Consider the following 19,150-nt stretch of genomic DNA (forward strand, 5'->3'; position numbering starts at 1 on the left):
GAGCGCTCACAGCGGCAGAGCGGCACAGCCGCACATCATGACGACGGGGCGCCGTCGCCGGGAGCTTCCCGGTGACGGCGCCCCGTCGGCGTCGGTGGCGCAGGGCCCTCGCCGGAGGGCGTCCGCTCACTGGAGGAAGTCGACGTCCTTGGTCTCCTTGCCGATCGTGATCGAGATCAGCGTGATGAGCGCGGCGAGGGTGAGGTAGCCGCCCACGAGCCAGAGGTCGCCGCCACCCTTGCCCCACAGGGCGATGAGCGCGTACGGCGCGGGCGCCGCACCGATCACCGAGGCCATGTTGTAGCTGATGGCGCTGCCCGTGTAGCGGACGTCGGCCTTGAACATCTCCGGCAGGAAGGACGCCATGGGACCGAAGGTCAGGCCCATGAGCGAGAAGCCGATGATGAGGGTCGCCATGACGCCGGCGTCGCCCGCGTGCAGCAGCGGCTGCACGAGGAAGCCGTAGACGCCGATCCCGATCGTCACGCCGATGAGGTGGCGACGGCGACCCAGGCGGTCCGCCATCGGCCCGGAGACCAGGGTGAAGATCCCGAAGAACACGACGCCGATGATGAGCCGGGTGAGGAAGCCCGCCCGCTCGTAGCCGAGGCCCGGCACCGCGGCATCGGCCGGGGTGGTGCCGACGACGGTGAGGAAGGCCGTCATCATGTAGAAGAGGACGTAGGTCGCGACCATCGCGAGGGTCGCCGCGATGAGCGGGCGCCAGGCGGTCGTGAAGACGCGGGCGAGCGGCACGGTCGCGACGCGCTGCTCGTCGAGGACCTTCTGGAAGGCCGGGGTCTCCATGAGCTTCAGGCGCACCCAGAGGCCCACGACGACCAGCACCGCGGAGAGCAGGAACGGGATCCGCCAGCCCCAGGAGGCGAACTGCGCCTCGTCGAGCGTGAGGCTGAGGACCACGAACAGCACGTTGGAGAGGATGAAGCCGATCGGGGCGCCGAGCTGGGGGAAGGTGCCGTAGAGGGCGCGCTTGCCCTCGGGGGCGTTCTCGGTCGCGAGCAGCGCGGCGCCGGACCACTCGCCGCCCAGGCCGATGCCCTGGCAGAAGCGCAGCAGCACGAGGATGGTCGGGGCGACGACGGCGAAGCCGGGCGTCGAGGCGGAGGGCAGCAGGCCGATGAGGAAGGTCGCGATGCCCATGACGAGCAGGCTCGCGACGAGGGTCTTCTTGCGGCCGATCCGGTCGCCGAAGTGCCCGAAGATGATCGAGCCGATGGGCCGGGCGAAGAAGGCGACGCCGAAGATGGCGAAGGAGCTCAGCAGCTGCGTGGTGGCGTCCTGCTTGGGGAAGAACAGGGCCGGGAACACGAGCGAGGCGGCGGTCGCGTAGGCGTAGAAGTCGAAGAACTCGATGGTCGTGCCGATCATCGAGGCCCCGATCACCCGCCCTCGGGTGTTCGCGGGCGCCGCTGCCGGCGCGGAGGAGGTGCTTGTCGTACTCACCCGCGCGACGATACGCCCGGGTCTCACCATCCGGGACATGCCATCCGCATCCTGGACCCGGGTCACGGGTGGGTCCCGACCTCGGACAGCGCTCGCCGCTCGCCTCCCCCACCTGGGAGGATCACCGGGACCGACAGCGCGTGCCCGGGGCCGCGCTGTGCCATCGCTGGAGGGGGACCCCATGGAAGCATTGGTGCCGATCATCGGCATCGCAGCCGTCGTGATCGTCGTGCTGCTCATCCTGCTGCTCGTGCTGCTGCGCAGCTACCGCATCGCCGCGCCGAACGAGGCGCTCATCATCACCGGCCGCGGCGCGAAGGCCACCCCCACCGGGGACATCGACCTCGAGTCCGGCGGCGCCCGCGTCGTCATCGGCGGCCGCGCGATCGTGCGCCCCATCGTCGACCGCGCCTTCGTGCTGAGCCTCAGCTCGCGCCAGATCCCCGTCGAGGTCGAGGGCTACTCGATGAACGGCATCTTCCTCCGCCTGCGCGGCGTCGCCCAGGTGAAGGTGGGCGGCAACGTGGACGACGTCCGCAAGGCCTCGCAGCGCTTCCTCGATCAGCAGCAGCAGATCGACCACTACACCCAGGAGATCCTCTCCGGCACCCTGCGCGCCGTCGTCGGCACCCTGACGGTCGAGCAGATCATCCGCGACCGCGCCTCCTTCGCGAGCCAGGTGCAGGCCGAGGCCGAGCACTCGATGAACAACCAGGGACTGGTCATCGACACCTTCCAGATCTCAGCGGTCGAGGACGACGGCTCCTACCTCCGCGACTGGGGACGGCCCGAGGCCGCGCTCGTCGCCAAGCGCGCCGCGATCGCCGAGTCCGACGCGAACCGTGAGTCCACCCAGGCCAAGAACCTCAACCTCCAGCAGGAGGCGGAGTCCAAGCAGGCCTTCGACCTCCGCCAGGCCGAGATCAAGGAGCAGACCGACGCCCGCCAGGCCGTCGCCGACGCCGCCGGCCCGCTCGCCCGCGCCGCCCAGCAGCAGAAGATCATCGAGCAGGAGGAGCTCATCGCGGTCCGCAACAACGACCTGCGCGAGAAGCAGCTCGTCGCCGAGGTCCACAAGCCGGCCGAGGCCAAGCGCTACGCCGAGCAGCAGGACGCGGACTCGAAGAAGTACGCGCGCATCGCCGAGTCCGAGGCGCAGCTGACGGACGAGCGCAACCGCGCCGAGTCCCGCAAGGTCTCCGCCGACGCGGAGGCCCACGCGATCGAGGCCCGCGGCCGCGCCGAGGCCGAGGTCGAGCTGCAGCGCCGCTCGAAGGACGCCGAGGCCGTGCGCCTCGAGGGTCAGGCGAGCGCCGACTCCCTGCGCGCCCAGGGCGAGGCCGAGGGCGCGTCCATCCGCGCCAAGGGCGACGCCGAGGCGGAGACCACGCGCGCCCGCGCCGAGGCGTACAAGCAGTTCAACGACGCCGCCGTGCTCGCGCAGGTGCTCGAGGTGCTGCCGACGGTCGCCGGTGAGCTCGCGAAGCCCTACTCGAACATCGACAAGCTCTCCGTGTTCTCCACGGACGGTGAGGCGAAGATCGGGCAGAACATCTCCGTGGGCCTCGCGCAGGTGCTCGACATGGTCAGCTCCACCACCGGGATCGACTTCGGCGAGACCCTCCAGCGGGCCTCCGAGGGCGGCCGTGCGGTGCGTGCCGAGGCCGAGAGCTCCTCCGCCCCGGCTCCTGCCGTGTCGGCCCCGTCGGCCCCGTCGGCCCCGATCGAGGAGGACGCCTCCTCGGAGGACTGACCTCCCCACCGCACGGCGCGCCCCGGTCCCTCCTGCGAGGGGCCGGGGCGCGCCGTCGTCCTGCGCCGGGGTGACCAGGGCGCGCCCTGATCAGCGCCCGAGCAGCGCCGGCACCGCCTCCCCGAGCGTCGGGTGGTGGAAGGTGAACCCGGCCTCGTCGAGGACCCGCGAGGTCGCGTGACGGCCGGTGAGCCCGAGCGCGGGGTCGGTGCGCAGCAGCAGCGCCCCGAGCCGCAGCACCGGCTCCGGGGTGGGCAGCGCGAGGAGCCGGCCCGCTCCCCCGGCGCTGCGCCGGAGCGTGCTCATCAGCTCCGCGTTCCGCACCGGGTTCGGCGCCGAGGCGACGATCACGCCGTCCGGCAGCGTGGGCTCGGCGAGGCCGAGGGCGCACCGCACGATTCGCACCCAGTCCTCGACATGGATCCAGCTCACCCACTGCCGGCCGCCGGCCACCGGCCCGCCGAGACCCCGGCGGGCAAGCATCAGCAGGCGGTCCAGGGCAGGGGTTCCCGCCTCGAGCACGATGCTCGTGCGCAGCACGTGCGTGTGCTCGCTGCGGTGCCCGGCGAGCGCCTGCTCCCAGCGCTCGGCGACCCCGGTCATCTGCGGGAGGCCCACGGGGATCGGGCTCGTCTCGTCGAGCCGCGCCTCACCGGCGTCAGACCAGATCGCGGTCGTGGAGGCCTGGACCCAGCGGCGGATCGGCCGCTCGCACCGCGTGGACGCCTCCACGAGCGCCCGCGTCGCGTCCACCCGGGAGCGGGTGAGGTCAGCGATCGCCGCGGGGGTGGGACGCGCGTCCACGAGGCGTCCCGCGAGGTTCACGAGCCCGACGTCCCCGCCGTCGAGCTCGCGCTCCCACCGCCCGGCGCTCCGGGCGTCCCAGTGCACGTACCGCACCCGGGCGTCGGTGCGACGCGGCGCCCGGCCGGCTCCCCTCGCGGAGCGGGTGAGCACGACGACCTCGTGGCCGTCGGCGAGGAGCGACGGGACGAGCGCCCTCCCCAGGCTGCCGGAGCCGCCGGCGATCACGATGCGCACGGTCGGCTCAGCCCTGCGCGCCCGGGCGCTCGGCGCCCGCCCGCTCCGCGTCGCCGATCTCGCCGAGCAGAGCCTTCGCGTAGGAGGACTGCACGGACTCCTCGTCCGAGGGGTGGTACATGCCCGCGCGCACATCGCGAGAGAGCCGCTCGAGCTCGCTGCGCCGGAAGAAGTGCGCGCCGCCGCTCGCGCGCAGCACCTCGTCCACGGCCGCGATCGCGGCCTCGGTGGAGCGGGACTTCACGCCGGAGAACTGCAGGAACCAGCGCGGGCCGTGGTCGGTGGTGCCCGCTCCCCGTTCCCCCGTGCCGAGCGCGTCGAGATCCGCGGCGAGCTTCTCGATCTGGAGCACCGAGCCGTCCAGGGCGATCGCCGCGCGGGCGAGGCGGCGGCGCACGTCCGGGTCGTCGGCGTGGAGGATCCCCCGGGTCACGCTGCGGCGGCTCGTCGCGATCCCCGCGCCGAGCTCGACGGCCCGCTCCGCGAGGCCCGTGTACACCGCGGCGAGCAGCAGCTCGAAGGCGCCGAAGATCCCCATGACGAAGGGGTCACCGTGGGGGCCGACGGGCGTCTGCGTGAGCACACGGGCGGCGCTCAGCGGCGCATCGTGGAGTCGCGTGGTGCGGGACTGGGAGGCCCGCATGCCGTGGGTGTCCCAGTCCTCGAGCACCTCGACGGCGCCCGTGCGCTCGAGGACGCCGAGCACGAGCCGCGGGTCGCTCTCCGAGGTCGCGGCGATCCGCCCGTGGACCACGAGCCGGTCCCAGACCGGGGCGAGGGACGTGAAGATCTTGGTGCCGGTGAGACGGAAGCCGCCCTCGCCGTCCGGCACCGCGTGGGTCGAGGAGTCGAAGAGCATCGCCTCGTTGCCGGCCTCGGAGATCCCGAAGGCGTGCAGCTCCCCCGCCGCGGCCTCCTCGAGCACGGCGCGCACCGCCGTGACGCCGAGGCGGTGGGCATGCAACGCGGCGCCGGTGACGACGAGGTGCATGTTCATGGCGAGGGCGGTGGCGGGCGCGGCCTGCGCGAGCCGGCGCTGCACGCGGGTCGCCCCGAGCAGGCTCGCGCCGAGCCCGCCGAGCTCCTCGGGCACCAGCAGGCGCAGGTAGCCGCGCCCGCGGAGGTCCGCGAGGTCCTCCTCGGGGAAGGTGTTCTCCCGGTCGTGCACCGCCGCACGCTCGCGGATCGTCGCCAGCAGGTCGTCGGGCAGCAGATCGGTCTCGAGGCTCATGCTCCTACCGTAGGCCGACGGGCCCCGCACCGGCGCGCTCCGGGGCCGTTCTTCCTGCAGGTCACCCCCGCCTCCCACGGGCCCGCGCGGCTCAGCCGAGGTCGAGGTGGGCGACGAGGAGGCGGTGGTCGGACGCGGCGCTCCTCACCACGCGCAGCTCCCGGGCCCGGACGGGGCCGCGCAGCCAGATCGCGTCGAGCCGGCGCAGCGGGACGCGCACCGGCCAGGTCGCGCGCACGGGCCCGTGCGGGACCACGGCGCGGGCGAGGGACAGGGCCCGCGCCGCGCGTGACAGGGCGCCGCCCGGCGCCGTCCGGTCCGGGGCGCGAGCGATCGTCCCCCGCCGGCGCTCCCGCGCCGCCTCGATCGCGGCGTCGCGGAAGCCGCGCAGCCGCAGGCCCGCGAGCTCGGGGGCGGAGGGGTCGGCGTTGAGGTCCCCCAGGAGCACGACGGGGCCCGCGTCCTCCGCGACGAGGCGCAGGATCTCCCGCACCTGGGCGTCGCGATGGGACCAGTGGTCGTGGTCGAGATGGGTGACGAGCACCCGCACCGACCCCTCCCCCGGCAGCTCCACCCGCGCGTCGAGCACACCGCGGGGCTCCCGCAGCGGCCGGGGCCCCGACGCCCCGGGCAGCACATGCATGACCGCCTCCCCGATCGGGGCGCGGCTCAGGAGGGCGAGGCCGTAGCCGTCGCCCTCCCCGCGCACCATCGCGGGCCCGAAGCGCACGTCCATGCCGAGCGCCTCGCCCAGCAGCGACGCCTGATCCTGGTCCCGGGAGCGCACGCCGAAGCGGACGTCGACCTCCTGGAGGGCGACGAGATCCGCACCGGTCGCGGCGATCGCCGCGACCGTGCGGGTCAGGTCGAGGCGACCGCGGGCGTCCGCCCCGTGGTGGATGTTGAAGGTCGCGACGCGCACGGCGCTGCCCCGGTCACATCAGGCAGCCGGGGCCCAGCAGCGCCTTGAGCGAGGCGTACAGCGCGGGCGAGGGCGTCACCGAGAGCCGCTTGTCCAGCTGCATGAGCGTCGTGCGGCCCGGCTCCTGGAGCCGCAGGTGCACCTCGCTCGAGCCCGGGTTGTCCTCGAGCACCCCGCGGATGCCCTCGGCGACCTTCGAGGTCGCGCGCATCGCCGGCAGGACGAGCGTGACGGGGCCGTCCGGGCCGGAGCCCACCTCGGGGATCGTCATCTCCATGACGCGCAGCTCGGGCATGCCCTTGGAGGTGTCCACCCGGCCCTTCATCGAGACGACGAGGTCCTCGGCGAGCTCGGAGGCGACGGTCATGTACGTCGAGGGGAACATGAGACAGTCGATCGCGCCCTCGAGGTCCTCGACGGTGGCGATCGCCCACATGTCGCCCTTCTTGGTGGTCTTGCGCTGCAGGGTCGTGATGAGCCCTGCGATCGTGACCATCGTGCCGTCCTCGACCGCGCCGTCGTCCGCGAGGGCGCTGATCGCAATCGAGGAGTTCTGCGCGATCACGTGCTCGAGGCCGTACAGCGGGTGGTCGGAGACGTACAGGCCCAGCATGTTCCGCTCGAAGGCGAGCTTCTCCTTGCGGTCCCACTCGGGCAGCTCGGGGATCGTGAGGGTCGCGGCGGAGCCGGTGGCCATGCCGTCGTCGGCCCCGCCCCCGCCGAGCATGTCCGCGAAGAGGTCGTACTGGCCCTGGGCCTCCTTGCGCTTGACGTCGACCACGGAGTCCACGGCGTCCTCGTGGATGAGCACGAGGGAGCGGCGGTTGTGGCCCAGCGAGTCGAAGGCGCCGCCCTTGATGAGCGACTCGATCGTGCGCTTGTTGCAGACGCTGAGCGGCACCTTGTCGAGGAAGTCGGTGAAGGAGGTGAAGGCGCCCTTCTCCTCGCGGGCCCTGATGATCTCCTCCACGACGTTCGCGCCCACGTTGCGGATCGCGGAGAGGCCGAAGCGGATGTCGTCGCCGACGGCGGAGAAGTACAGGTCCGACTCGTTGACGTCGGGCGGCAGCACCGTGATCCCGCGGTGGCGGCAGTCGCCCAGGTACAGGCCGAGCCGGTCGCGGTTCTCCTGCGTGGAGGTGAGCAGCGCGGCCATGTACTCGGTCGGGTAGTTCGCCTTGAGGTACCCGGTCCAGTAGGAGACCACGCCGTAGGCGGCGGAGTGGGACTTGTTGAACGCGTAGTCCGCGAAGGGCAGCAGGGTCTCCCAGAGCGCGGCGACGGCGGCGTCGGAGTAGCCGTGCTCCTTCATACCGGCCTCGAAGGAGACGTACTGCTTGTCCAGCTCAGCCTTCTTCTTCTTGCCCATGGCGCGGCGGAGGATGTCCGCCTCGCCGAGGCTGTAGCCCGCGACCTTCTGCGCGGTCTGCATGACCTGCTCCTGGTAGACGAGCACGCCGTAGGTCTCGCCGAGGATCTCCGCGAGCGGCTCCTCGAGCTCCGGGTGGATCGGCGTGATCGGCTGCAGGCCGTTCTTGCGCAGCGCGTAGTTCGTGTGCGAGCCCATGCCCATCGGGCCCGGGCGGTAGAGCGCCGAGACGGCGGTGATGTCGCCGAACTTGTCAGGCTTCATCTGCCGCAGCAGGGTGCGCATGCCGCTGCCGTCCAGCTGGAACACGCCGAGCGTGTCGCCGCGCTGGAGCAGGTCGTAGGTGGCGGGGTCGTCGAAGGGCAGCTGCTCGAGGTCGACGGGCTCCTTGCCGTTGCGCTCGATGTTCTGCACCGCGTCGGAGAGCACCGTGAGGTTGCGCAGCCCCAGGAAGTCCATCTTCAGCAGGCCGAGCGTCTCGCAGGTCGGGTACTCGAACTGGGTGATGATCTGGCCGTCGGAGGGGCGGCGCATCATCGGGATGATGTCGGTGAGGGTGTGGCTGGACATGATGACCGCGCAGGCGTGGACGCCCCAGCCGCGGGTCAGGCCCTCGACGCCCTTCGCGATCCCGACGACCTTCTGGACGTCCGGGTCCTCGTCGTGGAGGCGGCGGAACTCGGTCGCCTCCGCGTAGCGCTTGTGCTCGGGGTCGAAGATCCCCTTGATCGGGATGTCCTTGCCCATCACGGCCGGCGGCAGCGCCTTCGTGATCCGGTCGCCGACGGCGAAGGGATAGTCCAGGACGCGGGCGGCGTCCTTGAGGGAGTTCTTCGTCTTCATGACGCCGTAGGTGACCACCTGGGCGACCTTGTCGTCGCCGTACTTCTGCTCGACGTAGTCGATGACCTCGCCGCGGCGGCGATCATCGAAGTCGACGTCGAAGTCGGGCATGGAGACGCGGTCGGGGTTGAGGAACCGCTCGAAGAGCAGGCCGTGCTCGATCGGGTCGAGGTCGGTGATGCGCATGGCGTAGGCGACCATCGAGCCGGCGCCCGAGCCTCGGCCCGGTCCCACGCGGATCCCCTGCTCCTTGGCCCACTTGATGTAGTCGGAGACGACGAGGAAGTAGCCCGGGAAACCCATCTGGAGGATGATCCCGACCTCGTAGTCCGCGCGCTGCTGGACGTTGTCGGGGATGCCGGCGGGATAGCGGTACTCGAGGCCGTCCTGGACCTGCTTGACGAACCAGGAGTCCTCGTCCTCGCCGCCGGGGGTCGGGAAGTGCGGCATGTAGTTCGCGCCCTCGGCGGTCGTCGTGAAGGCGACGTCGCACATCTCGGCGATCCGCAGCGTGTTGTCGCACGCCTCGGGGAACTCGCGGAACAGCTCGCGCATCTGCTGGGCGGACTTCAGGAAGTAGCCGGAGCCGTCGAACTTGAAGCGGTCCGGGTCGGTGAGCTTGGACCCGGAGTTGATGCACAGCAGCACGTCCTGGATGGTCGCGTCCTGCTCGGTGACGTAATGGAGGTCGTTGGTCGCGACGAGCGGGGCACCCACGGCCTTCGACACCTCGAGCAGGCCCTTCGTGACCCGCCGCTCGATGTCGAGCCCGTGGTCCATGAGCTCGATGAAGTAGTTCTCCTTGCCGAACATGTCCTGGAACTCGCCGGCGGCCTTGATGGCCTCGTCGACCTGTCCCAGGCGGAGCCGGGTCTGCACCTCGCCGGAGGGGCAGCCGGAGGTCGCGATGAGGCCCGGCGCGTACTTCGCGAGGATCTCGCGGTCCATGCGCGGCCACTTGCCCATCTGGCCGTCGAGGGAGGCGGCGGAGCCCAGGCGGAAGAGGTTGTGCATGCCCTCGGTCGACCTCGACAGCAGGGTCATGTGCGTGTAGGCGCCGCGCGCGGAGACGTCGTCGCCGGCGAGCTGCTGCTCCTTGGTCCCCCACTGCACGCGCGTGCGGTCGTGCCGGCTGGTCCCGGGCGTCACGTACGCCTCGACGCCGATGATCGGCTTCACCCCGGCGTTCGTCGCCGCACGGTAGAACTCGTAGGCGCCGAAGAGGTACCCGTGGTCGGTGATCGCGACCGCGCTCTGCCCCTGGTGGGCGGCCTCGGCGACGAGCTTGTCGATCTTCGCCGCCCCGTCCAGGAGGGAGTAGTCGGTGTGGACGTGGAGATGGACGAAATCGTCGTTACCCGCGGAAGCCATGCGCTCCAGCGTAGTCATCCCGCGGCCCCGACGTGCCGCGCGACGGGGGTCACGGAGGTCACCCCGGCGGGTCGGCCCGCAGGGGAATCCCCGGGGCCCGCGGGGCGTTCGGCGGCGGCTCCTGGGGGCGGCGTCCGACGGGCCGGGACGGGGATCAGGCCGGGCGCTCGCCCGGGCCGTCCCCGGCACCGTCGCCCTCGGCCTCGCGCTCGCGCAGGCTGTCCGTGAGCAGGGAGTCGACGTAGTCGGCGGCCTCCTCGAAGGTGAGGGCGCGACCGTCGCGGCGGGGCGGCATGCCCTCGACGAAGGCGCCGCCGTGCCAGGCCAGGGAGTCGTCCGGGAGGGCGGGGTCGTCGTCCCGCCACAGGTCCAGGGGCACGGCGTGCGCGGCGAGGTCCCGGGCGAGGGCGTCCGCCCGGTCGGGGCTGCCGGCGCGGGTGAACACGTCCACGAGCAGCGACTGCGCCGCCCAGGCGATGGCGTCGTCCTCCGGGGGCCGGGCGAACTCGGCCACCATCGCCGCGAAGCTCGCGGCGAGCTCCTCGTCGCCGTCCTCGTGATGGTCCTTCGCGACGCGCAGGGCGATCTGCGGCACGAGGTCCGTGACCTCCCACAGCACGCCGGCGCCGATGAGGCTCATGCCCATCCCGGTCGGGAAGTCCGGATGGGCGGCGATGGCGGTGTCCGGCACGCGGCCCGCCCGGCGGTCGTCGTCCGCGGCGAGGTGGGCGCGGCTCGCGGCGAGCACCGCCTCACGCGTGCGGTCCTCGTCGCGGAGCGCGAGCTCCGCCTCCTCCGGGTCCAGGCCCAGCACACCGGCCACCCGGGACCAGGGGAACGCCGCCCGCTCGAGGGCGCGTTCGCGGGAGGGGCGCTGCGGGTTCTCGCTCGCGGGGCTCATGGGTCGACCGTATCCGGCCGGGCGGCTCAGGCGTCGCGCAGGGCGTCGAGCGCGTGCTGGAGATCGCTCGGGTACTGCGAGGAGAAGGTGACCTGCTCCCGGGAGACGGGGTGCACGAAGGTCAGCTCCATGGCGTGCAGCCACTGACGCCGCAGTCCCACCCGCTCGGCGAGCGTCGGATCGGCGCCGTAGAGCGGGTCCCCCACGAGCGGGTGGTGCAGGGCGGCCATGTGCACGCGGATCTGGTGCGTGCGGCCGGTCTCGAGCTTCACCCGCAGCAGCGTCGCGCCGGAGAGCTCCTCGAGCGTCGAGTAGTGGGTGACCGAGTGCTTGCCGTCCTGGCGCACCGCGAACTTGTAGTCGTGGTGCGGGGAGCGCCCGATCGGCGCCTCGATCGTGCCCGCGCCGCGATCCGGGCGGCCCTGGCAGACCGCGTGGTAGACCTTGCCGACCTCACGGGCCCGGAAGGCGTCCTTGAGCGTCGTGTAGGCGCGCTCGGTGCGGGCGACGACCATGAGGCCGCTCGTGCCCACGTCGAGACGGCTGACGATCCCCTGGCGCTCCGCGTCGCCGCTCGTGCGGATGGAGACGCCGGCGGCGGCGAGGTGCCCGAGCACGGTGGGGCCGGACCAGCCGGCGCTCGGGTGCGCGGCGACGCCCACAGGCTTGTCGACGACGACGAGGTCCTCGTCCTGGTGGACGAGGCTCATGCCGGGGGCGATCTGCGGGCGCACCGCGACGGCGGGCGCCTCGTCCGGCAGGTGCACGAAGAGCATCATGCCGGGCTCGAGGCGCACGGATCGGGAGGCGACGGCGCTGCCGTCGATCTCCACGTGGCCGGCGTCGATGAGGTCCGCGGCGCGGGTGCGGGAGAGCCCCAGCATCCGGGAGAGCCCCGCGTCCACGCGGTCGCCGGCGAGACCGTCCGGGACCAGGAGCGTGCGCTCGCTGCTCACGCCTCGCCCTCCTCGGGCGCGGGGGCCTCGGTCGTGTGGTCCTCGCGGTCCGTGGCGCCGGGGTCGGTCGCGACGCCGAGGACGCCGAGCAGCACGACGAGCACCGCGCCGCCCACCACGCCCATGTCGGCGACGTTGAAGACGGGCCAGTGGGGCAGCTCGAGGAAGTCGACGACGCCGCCGTGGAAGGGGCCGGGCTCGCGCAGCAGGCGGTCGTGGATGTTGCCGAGGGCCCCGCCGAGGATCAGGGCGAGGGCGATCGCGTACCAGGGCGAGCGCACCGCCTTCACGGCGAAGACCACGACGCCGGCGGCGATGCCCATCTGCAGGACGGTGACCACGGGGGTGATCTCCGCGCCCATGCCCCAGGCGGCGCCGGTGTTGTACAGCAGCGTCAGCTGGAGGAGCTCACCGAGGAACGGCTGCGGCTCCAGGAGCGGCAGGTTCGCGACGGCCCAGTTCTTCGAGAGCTGGTCGAGCACGAGGATCACGGCGCCGAGCAGCACGACGATCGCGAGCACTGCGGGCAGCGGGAGGCCCGCACGGCGACGAGCGCCGGACCCCACGGGTCCGGCGCTCGTCGAGGAGGAGGCGGGCTGGCTCACAGGCCGAAGTTCGCCTGCTTGTCCTGCGTCTCGTCGGTGTCGAGGTCGCGGAGCTGGTTCTCGAGGTAGTTCCGCAGGCGGTTGCGGTAGTCGCGCTCGAAGGTGCGCAGACCCTCGATCGACTTCTCCAGATCCGCCTTGGTCTTCTCGAGCGCCGCGAGGGTGCTCGCCGACTTCTCCTCGGCCTCGCCGACGATGCGCTTGTGCTCGTCGTTGGCCTCGGCGATGAGGCGGTCGCGCTCGTCCTCACCGTTCTTGACGTACTCGTCGTGCAGGCGGTTCGCGAGGGCGATGATGCCCGCGGCGTCGGTCGGCGCCGGGGCGGCGGCGGCCGGGGCCTCCGCGGGCTGCTCGACCACGGGCGCTGGCTGCTCGGCGGCGACGGTCTCGGTGGTCGAGGGGGCCTCGTCCACGACCGTCTGCGGGGCGGTCTCGTCGACCTCGGGGGTCTCCGCGACGGCTGCGACGGGGGCGGCGGTCTCCTCGGCCTGCTCGGCCGGGACCTCGGTGGAGGCTGCCTGGGCGGACTCGAGCTCGGCGACGCGGTTGTGCGCCTCCTCGAGCTCCTTGGTCAGCCGGCTGTTCTCGTCGATGAGCTCCTGCAGGCGCGGCAGGATGTCATTGTCGAGGAAGTTGTCCACCTCGTCCATGTCGTAGCCCTCGGAGAACCGCACCGGGGTGAACCGCTTGTTCAGCAGGTCATCGGGCATCAGAGCCATGGGTCACCTTCTCGTTGCAGTCTGGGTCCGAACGCGCTTGCGCGCTGCTGGACAGAGTAGCGGATCGTGCAGGGCGTCGCGGTCAGACCGCGACGCGTCCCAGGACTCCCAGCAGGATCCAGCCCACGAGGAGCACGATCATGAGGCTGAGGTCCAGGGAGACCGCCCCGAGCCGGATGGGCGGGATGAGGCGGCGAAGACCCTTCACGGGAGGGTCGGTCAGCGTGTACACCACCTCGAACAGCACCAGCACGAGGCCGGTCGGCCGGAAGTCGCGCGAGTACGCCTGGATCCATTCCAGGACCAGGCGCGCCACGAGCACGATCATGTAGAGCAGGAGTGCGATGTACAGCACTCCTGCGATCACGGCCATCGAGGGTCAGCTCTGGTTGTAGAAGCTGCCCTCGTCGGGCGTGGTGTCGCCATCGACCTCCACGAACTCCGGGGAGAGCAGGAAGACCTTGGACGTCACGCGCTCGATGGTGCCGCGCAGGCCGAACACGAGACCGGCGGAGAAGTCGACCATGCGCTTCGCGTCGCCGTCCTGCATGTCGGAGAGGTTCACGATGACGGGGACGCCGTCGCGGAAGGACTCGCCGATGGCCTTCGCGTCGTTGTAGGAACGCGGGTGGATCGTGGTGATGCGGTGCATCGACTCCTCCACGGAAGGCGCCACGGTCACGACGGACCGCTGACGGATCGGGGTGACCTGGGCCTCCCGGGCGGGGGCAGGCTCGGGGGTGCGCTCGGTGCGGCGGGGCTGTGCGGCCTCGTCGCGGGCGTCCCGCTCGTCCTCGTAGTACTCGTCGTCGACCTCGTTGGCGAGGCCGAGTGCGACCATGGCGTTGCGCCAGGTTCCCATGGCTGTTCTCCCACTTCGTTGTTCACGCTGACCTGGACCCCGGGGAAGCACGGGGAGTGCGCGGGGGCCCTGTGCGACGAACGTACCGCAGGGCCCTCCCGGCACGGCGCACCTGCACGGCGTGTCGCCGCGAGCCGCGACATGCGCTCGTGCTCACACCCGTGTGCTCACGCCCGGGCGATGACGCCCGCGAGGCGCCCGGTCCGGGCGCTGCGCCGGTAGGAGAAGAAGTCCTCGTCCTCCAGGGTGCAGGGGTGCCGGTCCTCGATGGCGGCGGCGGGGACGCCGGTGCCCACGAGCGCGGCGACCGCGCCGGCCGTGAGGTCGAGGGACGGCGTGCCCCAGGACGTCGTCGCGGCGAGCTCGGGGAGCTGCGCCGCGGACTCCTCGCGCATGGCGGCGGGGACCTCGTAGCACGCCCCGCAGATCGACGGGCCGATCGCCGCCCCGATCCAGGCGGGCACGGCCCCGAGCGAGGCCATCGCGCGGACGGTCTCCTGCAGGACGCCGTCCAGGAGGCCGCGGCGGCCCGCGTGGGCGGCGCCGATCACCCCGGCGTCGGGATCGACGAGCAGCACCGGCAGGCAGTCCGCCACCATGATCGCGAGCGCCACGTCGCGGCGGTCGGTCACGAGGGCGTCGGCCGTGACGACCGGCACCGGGCCGGAGGCGGGCAGGACGTGGACGTCCGGTGAGTGCACCTGGTCGACGAAGGCGAGCGGCAGTCCCACCTCGGCGGCGAGCAGCGCACGGTTGCGCTCGACGTCCGCCTCGGCGTCCCCCACGTGCCGGGCGAGGTTGAGGCCGGCGAAGTCGCCGCCGCTCACCCCGCCCGCGCGCCCCGTGAACAGGGAACGGGCCCCGCGAAGTCGCGGGGCCCGTGCCGTGAGGGGTGTCGTCACTTCAGGAAGGACGGGAGGTCGAGGTCGTCGTCGTCCGCCGGCGGCTCCTCGATGCGCGGCGGGCGCGCGGGCTGCGGCGCGACCGGCTGCGCGGGCGAGGGCTCGCTGCTCTGCACGGCGTCCTGCTCCTCGACCTCGGCCGGGTCGAACTGCTCCGTCTCGGGCTCCGAGGCGGAGCGGGCCGAGGGCGTGAAGGTCTGCTGCGGGGCGTTCCACGCCCCGGTGCCGGTGCCGCCGGCCGCCGGGGCCGCGCTGCGGCTCTCGGTGACCGCGGGGCGCGGCGCGGGGGCCTTCTCCTGACGGGGAGCGGGGCGCGCGACCACGGGAGCGGACTCCTGGCGGGGGCGCGGGCCGCCGCTCTCGAAGCCGGCGGCGATGACGGTCACGCGGACCTCGTCGCCCAGGGCGTCGTCGATGACGGAGCCGAAGATGATGTTGGCGTCCGGGTGCGCGGCTTCCTGCACCAGGCGGGCGGCCTCGGAGACCTCGTAGAGGCCGAGGTCACTGCCGCCCTGGATGGAGAGCAGCACGCCGTAGGCGCCGTCGATCGAGGCCTCGAGCAGGGGGCTCGAGACCGCGAGCTCGGCGGCCTGCAGCGCACGGTCCTCGCCGCGGGCGGAGCCGATGCCCATGAGGGCGCTGCCGGCGCCCTGCATGACGGACTTGACGTCCGCGAAGTCGAGGTTGATCAGACCCGGCGTGGTGATGAGGTCCGTGATGCCCTGGACACCGGAGAGCAGGACCTGGTCCGCGCTCTTGAAGGCGTCGAGCATCGAGACGGCCTTGTCGGCGATCGACAGCAGGCGGTCGTTGGGGATCACGATGAGCGTGTCGACCTCGGCCTGGAGGGCCGCGATGCCCGACTCGGCCTGGGTCGCGCGGCGGCGGCCCTCGAAGGTGAAGGGGCGGGTGACCACGCCGATGGTCAGCGCGCCGAGGCTGCGGGCGATGCTCGCGACGACGGGGGCGCCGCCGGTGCCGGTGCCGCCGCCCTCGCCGGCCGTCACGAAGACCATGTCGGCCCCGCGGAGGACCTCCTCGATCTCCTCGGCGTGGTCCTCGGCGGCCTTCTTGCCGACCTCCGGGTCCGCGCCGGCGCCGAGGCCGCGCGTGATCTCCTTGCCGACGTCGAGCTTGACGTCCGCATCGGACATGAGGAGGGCCTGCGCATCGGTGTTGATGGCGATGAACTCGACGCCCTTGAGGCCGGATTCGATCATGCGGTTGACGGCGTTCACGCCGCCGCCGCCGACACCGACGACCTTGATGACTGCGAGGGAGATCTGGGTTCCGGCCACGTTTGGTCCTTGCTCTTTGTCGTTCGCCTGCCGAGAGGGCCGAACCCTCAACCCTCAACCTCCACCTGAGGTTCGAGGATCGGGGCGCCTCTCCGTCCCTTCGACGCTAGGGACCCTCCCGTCCCGGCGCAACGACCGCACCCGCGTGTCGTGCGCGGGAACGGACGAGTCTCACGTCAGCGGGTCACCGGGGCGACCGGCGAGGACACGTCGATCTCGGATCCGGGCTCGGCGAGCAGCGCCCGGACGACGTCCGCCTTGAGATCGGCGTCCGCCGCATCGCCCCACACGATCGTCTTCGTGCCGCCGTCCTCGAGCTCGAGCGTGAAGGAGACGTCGCTCGGGGAGGAGGCCGTCATCCCGGTCATGCCCTTGCGCAGCGAGCTCGGCATCTGGGCGAGGACGTCGATCATCGCCGCCTGCGCGCCGTCGGGATCGGCGGCGTCGGCCGCGACCGTGAGCGGGACGGGCGAGGCGCCCTCCCCCGCCCCCTCGGGCAGCTCGGTCCCCTCGGCGTCGAGCAGCACGGTCGCGCCGTCCTGCTGGGTGACGCTCGCGATCGCCGTGCGCTCGGTGACGGTGATGCTCATGCCGTCCGGCCAGGAGCGGTGCACCTCGGCGGTCGCGACCCCGGGCACCTCCTCCACCGCGGACTCCACGGCGCCGGTGCCGAGCAGCAGCACGCTGTCACCCCGGAAGGGCTCGACCGCCTCGTCGACGGCCGACTCCTGCACGTAGCCGAGGCCCTCGACCTGCACCTGCCGCACGGAGAGCGCCGGCAGCGTCACGGCCGCGACGAGCGCGATCACGAGCAGCGCCACGACGATCGCGGCGGTCACGAGGATCGCGCGACGCCGGCGACGCCAGGGCCGCGCGCGGACGAGGTCGCGGAAGCGGTCCGCCGCCTGGATCACGCCGCCGGCGCGGCCGGACTGCCGGGTGGTCTGCTCCGACGTCGCGGTGCGGTCCTCCGTGCGGGGCCGGCCGACGGCCCGTCCCCCTCCGCGGGGTGCAGGAGCGGCGGCATCATCGGACCCGCCGGCGCGGGCCGCGGGCCGCGACGAGGAGGGACCGCCCGAGGGCCGACGGCTCGTGCCGGACGGCGAGCGTCGGGCCCGCCCGGGGCGGGAGGCCCCGGTCGTGGAGCGTGCGTCGCCCGCGGTCCTCACGACCGGACGGTCCGTGCCCGCGGGCTCCGCGGGCGAGGCCGCCGAGGTCGCCGATGCGGCGGACGTGCGCGAGGCCGACGGGGACGGGGCCGACGGCGCCGTCGAGGACGAGGGTCGCGGCGTCCCAGGACGCGGGGACTCAGCACCGGGCGCGGCGGGACGCGAAGCCCCGGACCGCGAGGCCGGAGTGCGCGGCGCGGCGGGTCGCGGGGCCGAGGGACGTCGGGCCATCAGCGCTCCTGCGCGCTCTGCTCGAGGGCGGCGAGCACGCCGGAGGTCAGCTCGACCACGTCGCCCGCGCCGAGCATGAGGACGAGGTCGCCCTCGCGGGCCGCGCCGGCGACCTGCCCGGCGGCCTCCTCGCGAGCCTCCAGCGGCGTGAGCGTCCCGGCCGGGGCGAGGTCGGTGATCGTGCGCTGGTCGATCCCCGGGACGGGATCCTCGCGGGCGCCGTAGACGGGCAGCACCCAGGCGAGGTCCGCGGCGCCGAGGGCGGCGGCGAAGTCCCCGGCGAAGCTGCGGGTGCGGGAGTACAGATGCGGCTGGAAGACGGCGAGCACCCGGCCCCCGTGCCCGGCGCCCTCGACGATGCCGCGGGCGGCGGCGAGCGTCGCGGCGACCTCGCGGGGATGGTGGGCGTAGTCGTCGACGACGGTCACGCCGGCGACGGTCCCGGCGACGTCGAAGCGGCGGGACGCACCCGTGAAGGTGCCGAGCCCGGCGGCGAGCTGCGGGAGCGGCGACTCCGGGTCCGCCTCGGCGGCGGCCGCGAGGGCGCCCACGGCGTTGAGCACGTTGTGGTGCCCGGCGACGGCGAGGTCCAGCAGCAGCGGGCCCCGCGGGCTCTCCACCTCGGCGCGGGCGCCGCGCTCCCCCGGCGTCTCCGTGACGATGCGCCAGTCGGACCCCGCGGCGGTGCCGTAGGAGAGCACCCGCGTGCCGCGGGCTGCGGCGCGCTCCCCGAGCGCGCGAGCGCCCGGGTCGTCGCCGCACACCACGAGCGCGCCGCCTTCGACGATCTGCTCGGTCACGGCGTCGAAGGCGGCGATCAGGGTCTCCTCGTCGCCGTGGAAGTCGAGATGATCGGCCTCGAGGTTCGTCACGACGAGCGCCCGCGGGCGGAAGGCGAGGAAGGAGCCGTCGGACTCGTCGGCCTCGACGACCGCGAGGGACTCCCCCGCGCTCGCACCGGTCGCCGGATCCGCCGCGAAGCCCGCGTTGCGGCCCAGGTCCGGCACCGCCGCGCCGAGCGCCCAGGCGGGATCGTGGCCCGCGCCGCGCAGGGCGCTGACGGCGAGGCCCGTGGTCGAGGTCTTCCCGTGGGTGCCGGCGATCGCGACGACGTCCCGGGAGTCGAGCAGACCGGCGAGGCCCGCCGCGCGATGGATCACGGCGATGCCGCGCTCGTGGGCGGCGATGATCTCGGGATTGTCCGCCCGCACGGCGGTGGAGACGATGACGAGGTCGCAGTCCGGTGCGATGAGCTCGGCGTCGAAGCCGATGCCGATGCGTGCCCCGGCCTCGCGCAGCGGCGCGATGAACTGGCCGTCCTGGGAGTCGGAGCCGCTCACCGCGAGCCCCGCCTCGAGGGCGAGCCGGGCGACGGCGGACATCCCCGCCCCACCGATCCTCACGACGTGCACGGAGCGGACCTCACCCTCCGGCCATGCCGGCTGGGAGATCACCGCCCCGGGGCGCAGGACGGTGCGAGGGGAAGGGGCCGCGGAGGTCATGGACCCACCGT

At 73.0% G+C, this 19,150-nt stretch carries 16 protein-coding genes; 1 reads left to right on the top strand and 15 read right to left on the bottom strand.

Annotation, left to right across the window (positions count from 1 at the left end; translation table 11 throughout):
• Positions 1-126: 126 nt before the first annotated feature.
• Positions 127-1,464 carry an MFS transporter gene (locus ACYVAP_RS10705; protein ID WP_498860627.1) on the bottom strand — a complete coding sequence of 446 codons (1,338 nt, stop codon included), beginning with the start codon at positions 1,462-1,464 and terminating at the stop codon, positions 127-129.
• A 181-nt stretch (positions 1,465-1,645) separates the two neighbouring features.
• Here ACYVAP_RS10705 and ACYVAP_RS10710 point away from each other — a divergent pair, with 181 nt between their 5' ends.
• A complete protein-coding gene (locus ACYVAP_RS10710; protein WP_498860628.1) occupies positions 1,646-3,217 on the top strand; it encodes a flotillin family protein in 1,572 nt (523 codons plus the stop codon).
• Between the two features lie 90 nt (positions 3,218-3,307).
• Here ACYVAP_RS10710 and ACYVAP_RS10715 read toward each other — a convergent pair whose 3' ends face one another.
• The 14 genes from ACYVAP_RS10715 to murC all read right to left on the bottom strand — a co-directional run bounded on the left by ACYVAP_RS10715 (position 3,308) and on the right by murC (position 19,139).
• The gene (locus ACYVAP_RS10715) at positions 3,308-4,258 is read right to left on the bottom strand and encodes an epimerase (protein ID WP_498860629.1); all 951 of its coding nucleotides are present in this window, start codon (positions 4,256-4,258) and stop codon (positions 3,308-3,310) included.
• 7 nt (positions 4,259-4,265) lie between these two features.
• Positions 4,266-5,489, bottom strand: a complete 1,224-nt coding sequence (locus tag ACYVAP_RS10720) for an acyl-CoA dehydrogenase family protein (RefSeq protein WP_498860630.1) — start codon at positions 5,487-5,489, stop codon at positions 4,266-4,268.
• A 91-nt stretch (positions 5,490-5,580) separates the two neighbouring features.
• Positions 5,581-6,411 (bottom strand): endonuclease/exonuclease/phosphatase family protein, encoded by an 831-nt coding sequence (locus tag ACYVAP_RS10725; RefSeq protein WP_498860631.1) that lies wholly within the window; start codon positions 6,409-6,411, stop codon positions 5,581-5,583.
• 13 nt (positions 6,412-6,424) lie between these two features.
• The gene (dnaE, locus tag ACYVAP_RS10730; protein WP_498860632.1) at positions 6,425-9,994 is read right to left on the bottom strand and encodes a DNA polymerase III subunit alpha; all 3,570 of its coding nucleotides are present in this window, start codon (positions 9,992-9,994) and stop codon (positions 6,425-6,427) included.
• Positions 9,995-10,148: 154 nt separating this feature from the next.
• Positions 10,149-10,895, bottom strand: coding sequence for a hypothetical protein (locus ACYVAP_RS10735; protein WP_498860633.1), 747 nt, complete (start codon positions 10,893-10,895; stop codon positions 10,149-10,151).
• Positions 10,896-10,921: 26 nt separating this feature from the next.
• Complete coding sequence (locus tag ACYVAP_RS10740; RefSeq protein WP_498860634.1) at positions 10,922-11,851, bottom strand: RluA family pseudouridine synthase; 930 nt, start codon at positions 11,849-11,851, stop codon at positions 10,922-10,924.
• Positions 11,848-12,456, bottom strand: a complete 609-nt coding sequence (lspA, locus tag ACYVAP_RS10745) for a signal peptidase II (protein ID WP_264450419.1) — start codon at positions 12,454-12,456, stop codon at positions 11,848-11,850. Before lspA ends, ACYVAP_RS10740 begins: the two co-directional genes overlap by 4 nt.
• Positions 12,453-13,175: a DivIVA domain-containing protein gene (locus tag ACYVAP_RS10750; protein ID WP_498860635.1), complete on the bottom strand. Its 723-nt coding sequence runs from the start codon at positions 13,173-13,175 to the stop codon at positions 12,453-12,455. Before ACYVAP_RS10750 ends, lspA begins: the two co-directional genes overlap by 4 nt.
• 82 nt (positions 13,176-13,257) lie before the next feature.
• Positions 13,258-13,548, bottom strand: coding sequence for a YggT family protein (locus ACYVAP_RS10755; protein WP_137771213.1), 291 nt, complete (start codon positions 13,546-13,548; stop codon positions 13,258-13,260).
• Positions 13,549-13,554: 6 nt separating this feature from the next.
• Positions 13,555-14,037, bottom strand: coding sequence for a cell division protein SepF (locus ACYVAP_RS10760; protein WP_137771214.1), 483 nt, complete (start codon positions 14,035-14,037; stop codon positions 13,555-13,557).
• Positions 14,038-14,204: 167 nt separating this feature from the next.
• Complete coding sequence (gene pgeF, locus ACYVAP_RS10765) at positions 14,205-14,939, bottom strand: purine nucleoside phosphorylase YfiH/LACC1 family protein (protein ID WP_498860636.1); 735 nt, start codon at positions 14,937-14,939, stop codon at positions 14,205-14,207.
• Positions 14,936-16,237 carry a cell division protein FtsZ gene (gene ftsZ / locus ACYVAP_RS10770; protein WP_137771216.1) on the bottom strand — a complete coding sequence of 434 codons (1,302 nt, stop codon included), beginning with the start codon at positions 16,235-16,237 and terminating at the stop codon, positions 14,936-14,938. The genes pgeF and ftsZ overlap by 4 nt, the downstream gene beginning before the upstream one ends.
• Before the next feature lie 176 nt (positions 16,238-16,413).
• Entirely contained in the window at positions 16,414-17,406 is a 993-nt protein-coding gene (locus ACYVAP_RS10775) for a cell division protein FtsQ/DivIB (protein ID WP_498860637.1), read from the bottom strand.
• Positions 17,407-17,636: 230 nt separating this feature from the next.
• Positions 17,637-19,139 (bottom strand): UDP-N-acetylmuramate--L-alanine ligase, encoded by a 1,503-nt coding sequence (murC, locus tag ACYVAP_RS10780; protein WP_498860638.1) that lies wholly within the window; start codon positions 19,137-19,139, stop codon positions 17,637-17,639.
• Positions 19,140-19,150: the final 11 nt, after the last annotated feature.

The organism is Brachybacterium horti (genome assembly GCF_054777615.1).

What these genes read in the sequence shown, in the direction of transcription:
- ACYVAP_RS10710 (WP_498860628.1), top strand. Translation starts at nt 1,646, where the DNA reads ATGGAAGCATTGGTGCCGATCATCGGCATCGCAGCCGTCGTGATCGTC.
- ACYVAP_RS10720 (WP_498860630.1), bottom strand. Translation starts at nt 5,489, where the DNA reads ATGAGCCTCGAGACCGATCTGCTGCCCGACGACCTGCTGGCGACGATC.
- dnaE (WP_498860632.1), bottom strand. Translation starts at nt 9,994, where the DNA reads ATGGCTTCCGCGGGTAACGACGATTTCGTCCATCTCCACGTCCACACC.
- ACYVAP_RS10735 (WP_498860633.1), bottom strand. Translation starts at nt 10,895, where the DNA reads ATGAGCCCCGCGAGCGAGAACCCGCAGCGCCCCTCCCGCGAACGCGCC.
- ACYVAP_RS10750 (WP_498860635.1), bottom strand. Translation starts at nt 13,175, where the DNA reads ATGGCTCTGATGCCCGATGACCTGCTGAACAAGCGGTTCACCCCGGTG.
- ACYVAP_RS10755 (WP_137771213.1), bottom strand. Translation starts at nt 13,548, where the DNA reads ATGGCCGTGATCGCAGGAGTGCTGTACATCGCACTCCTGCTCTACATG.
- ACYVAP_RS10760 (WP_137771214.1), bottom strand. Translation starts at nt 14,037, where the DNA reads ATGGGAACCTGGCGCAACGCCATGGTCGCACTCGGCCTCGCCAACGAG.
- murC (WP_498860638.1), bottom strand. Translation starts at nt 19,139, where the DNA reads ATGACCTCCGCGGCCCCTTCCCCTCGCACCGTCCTGCGCCCCGGGGCG.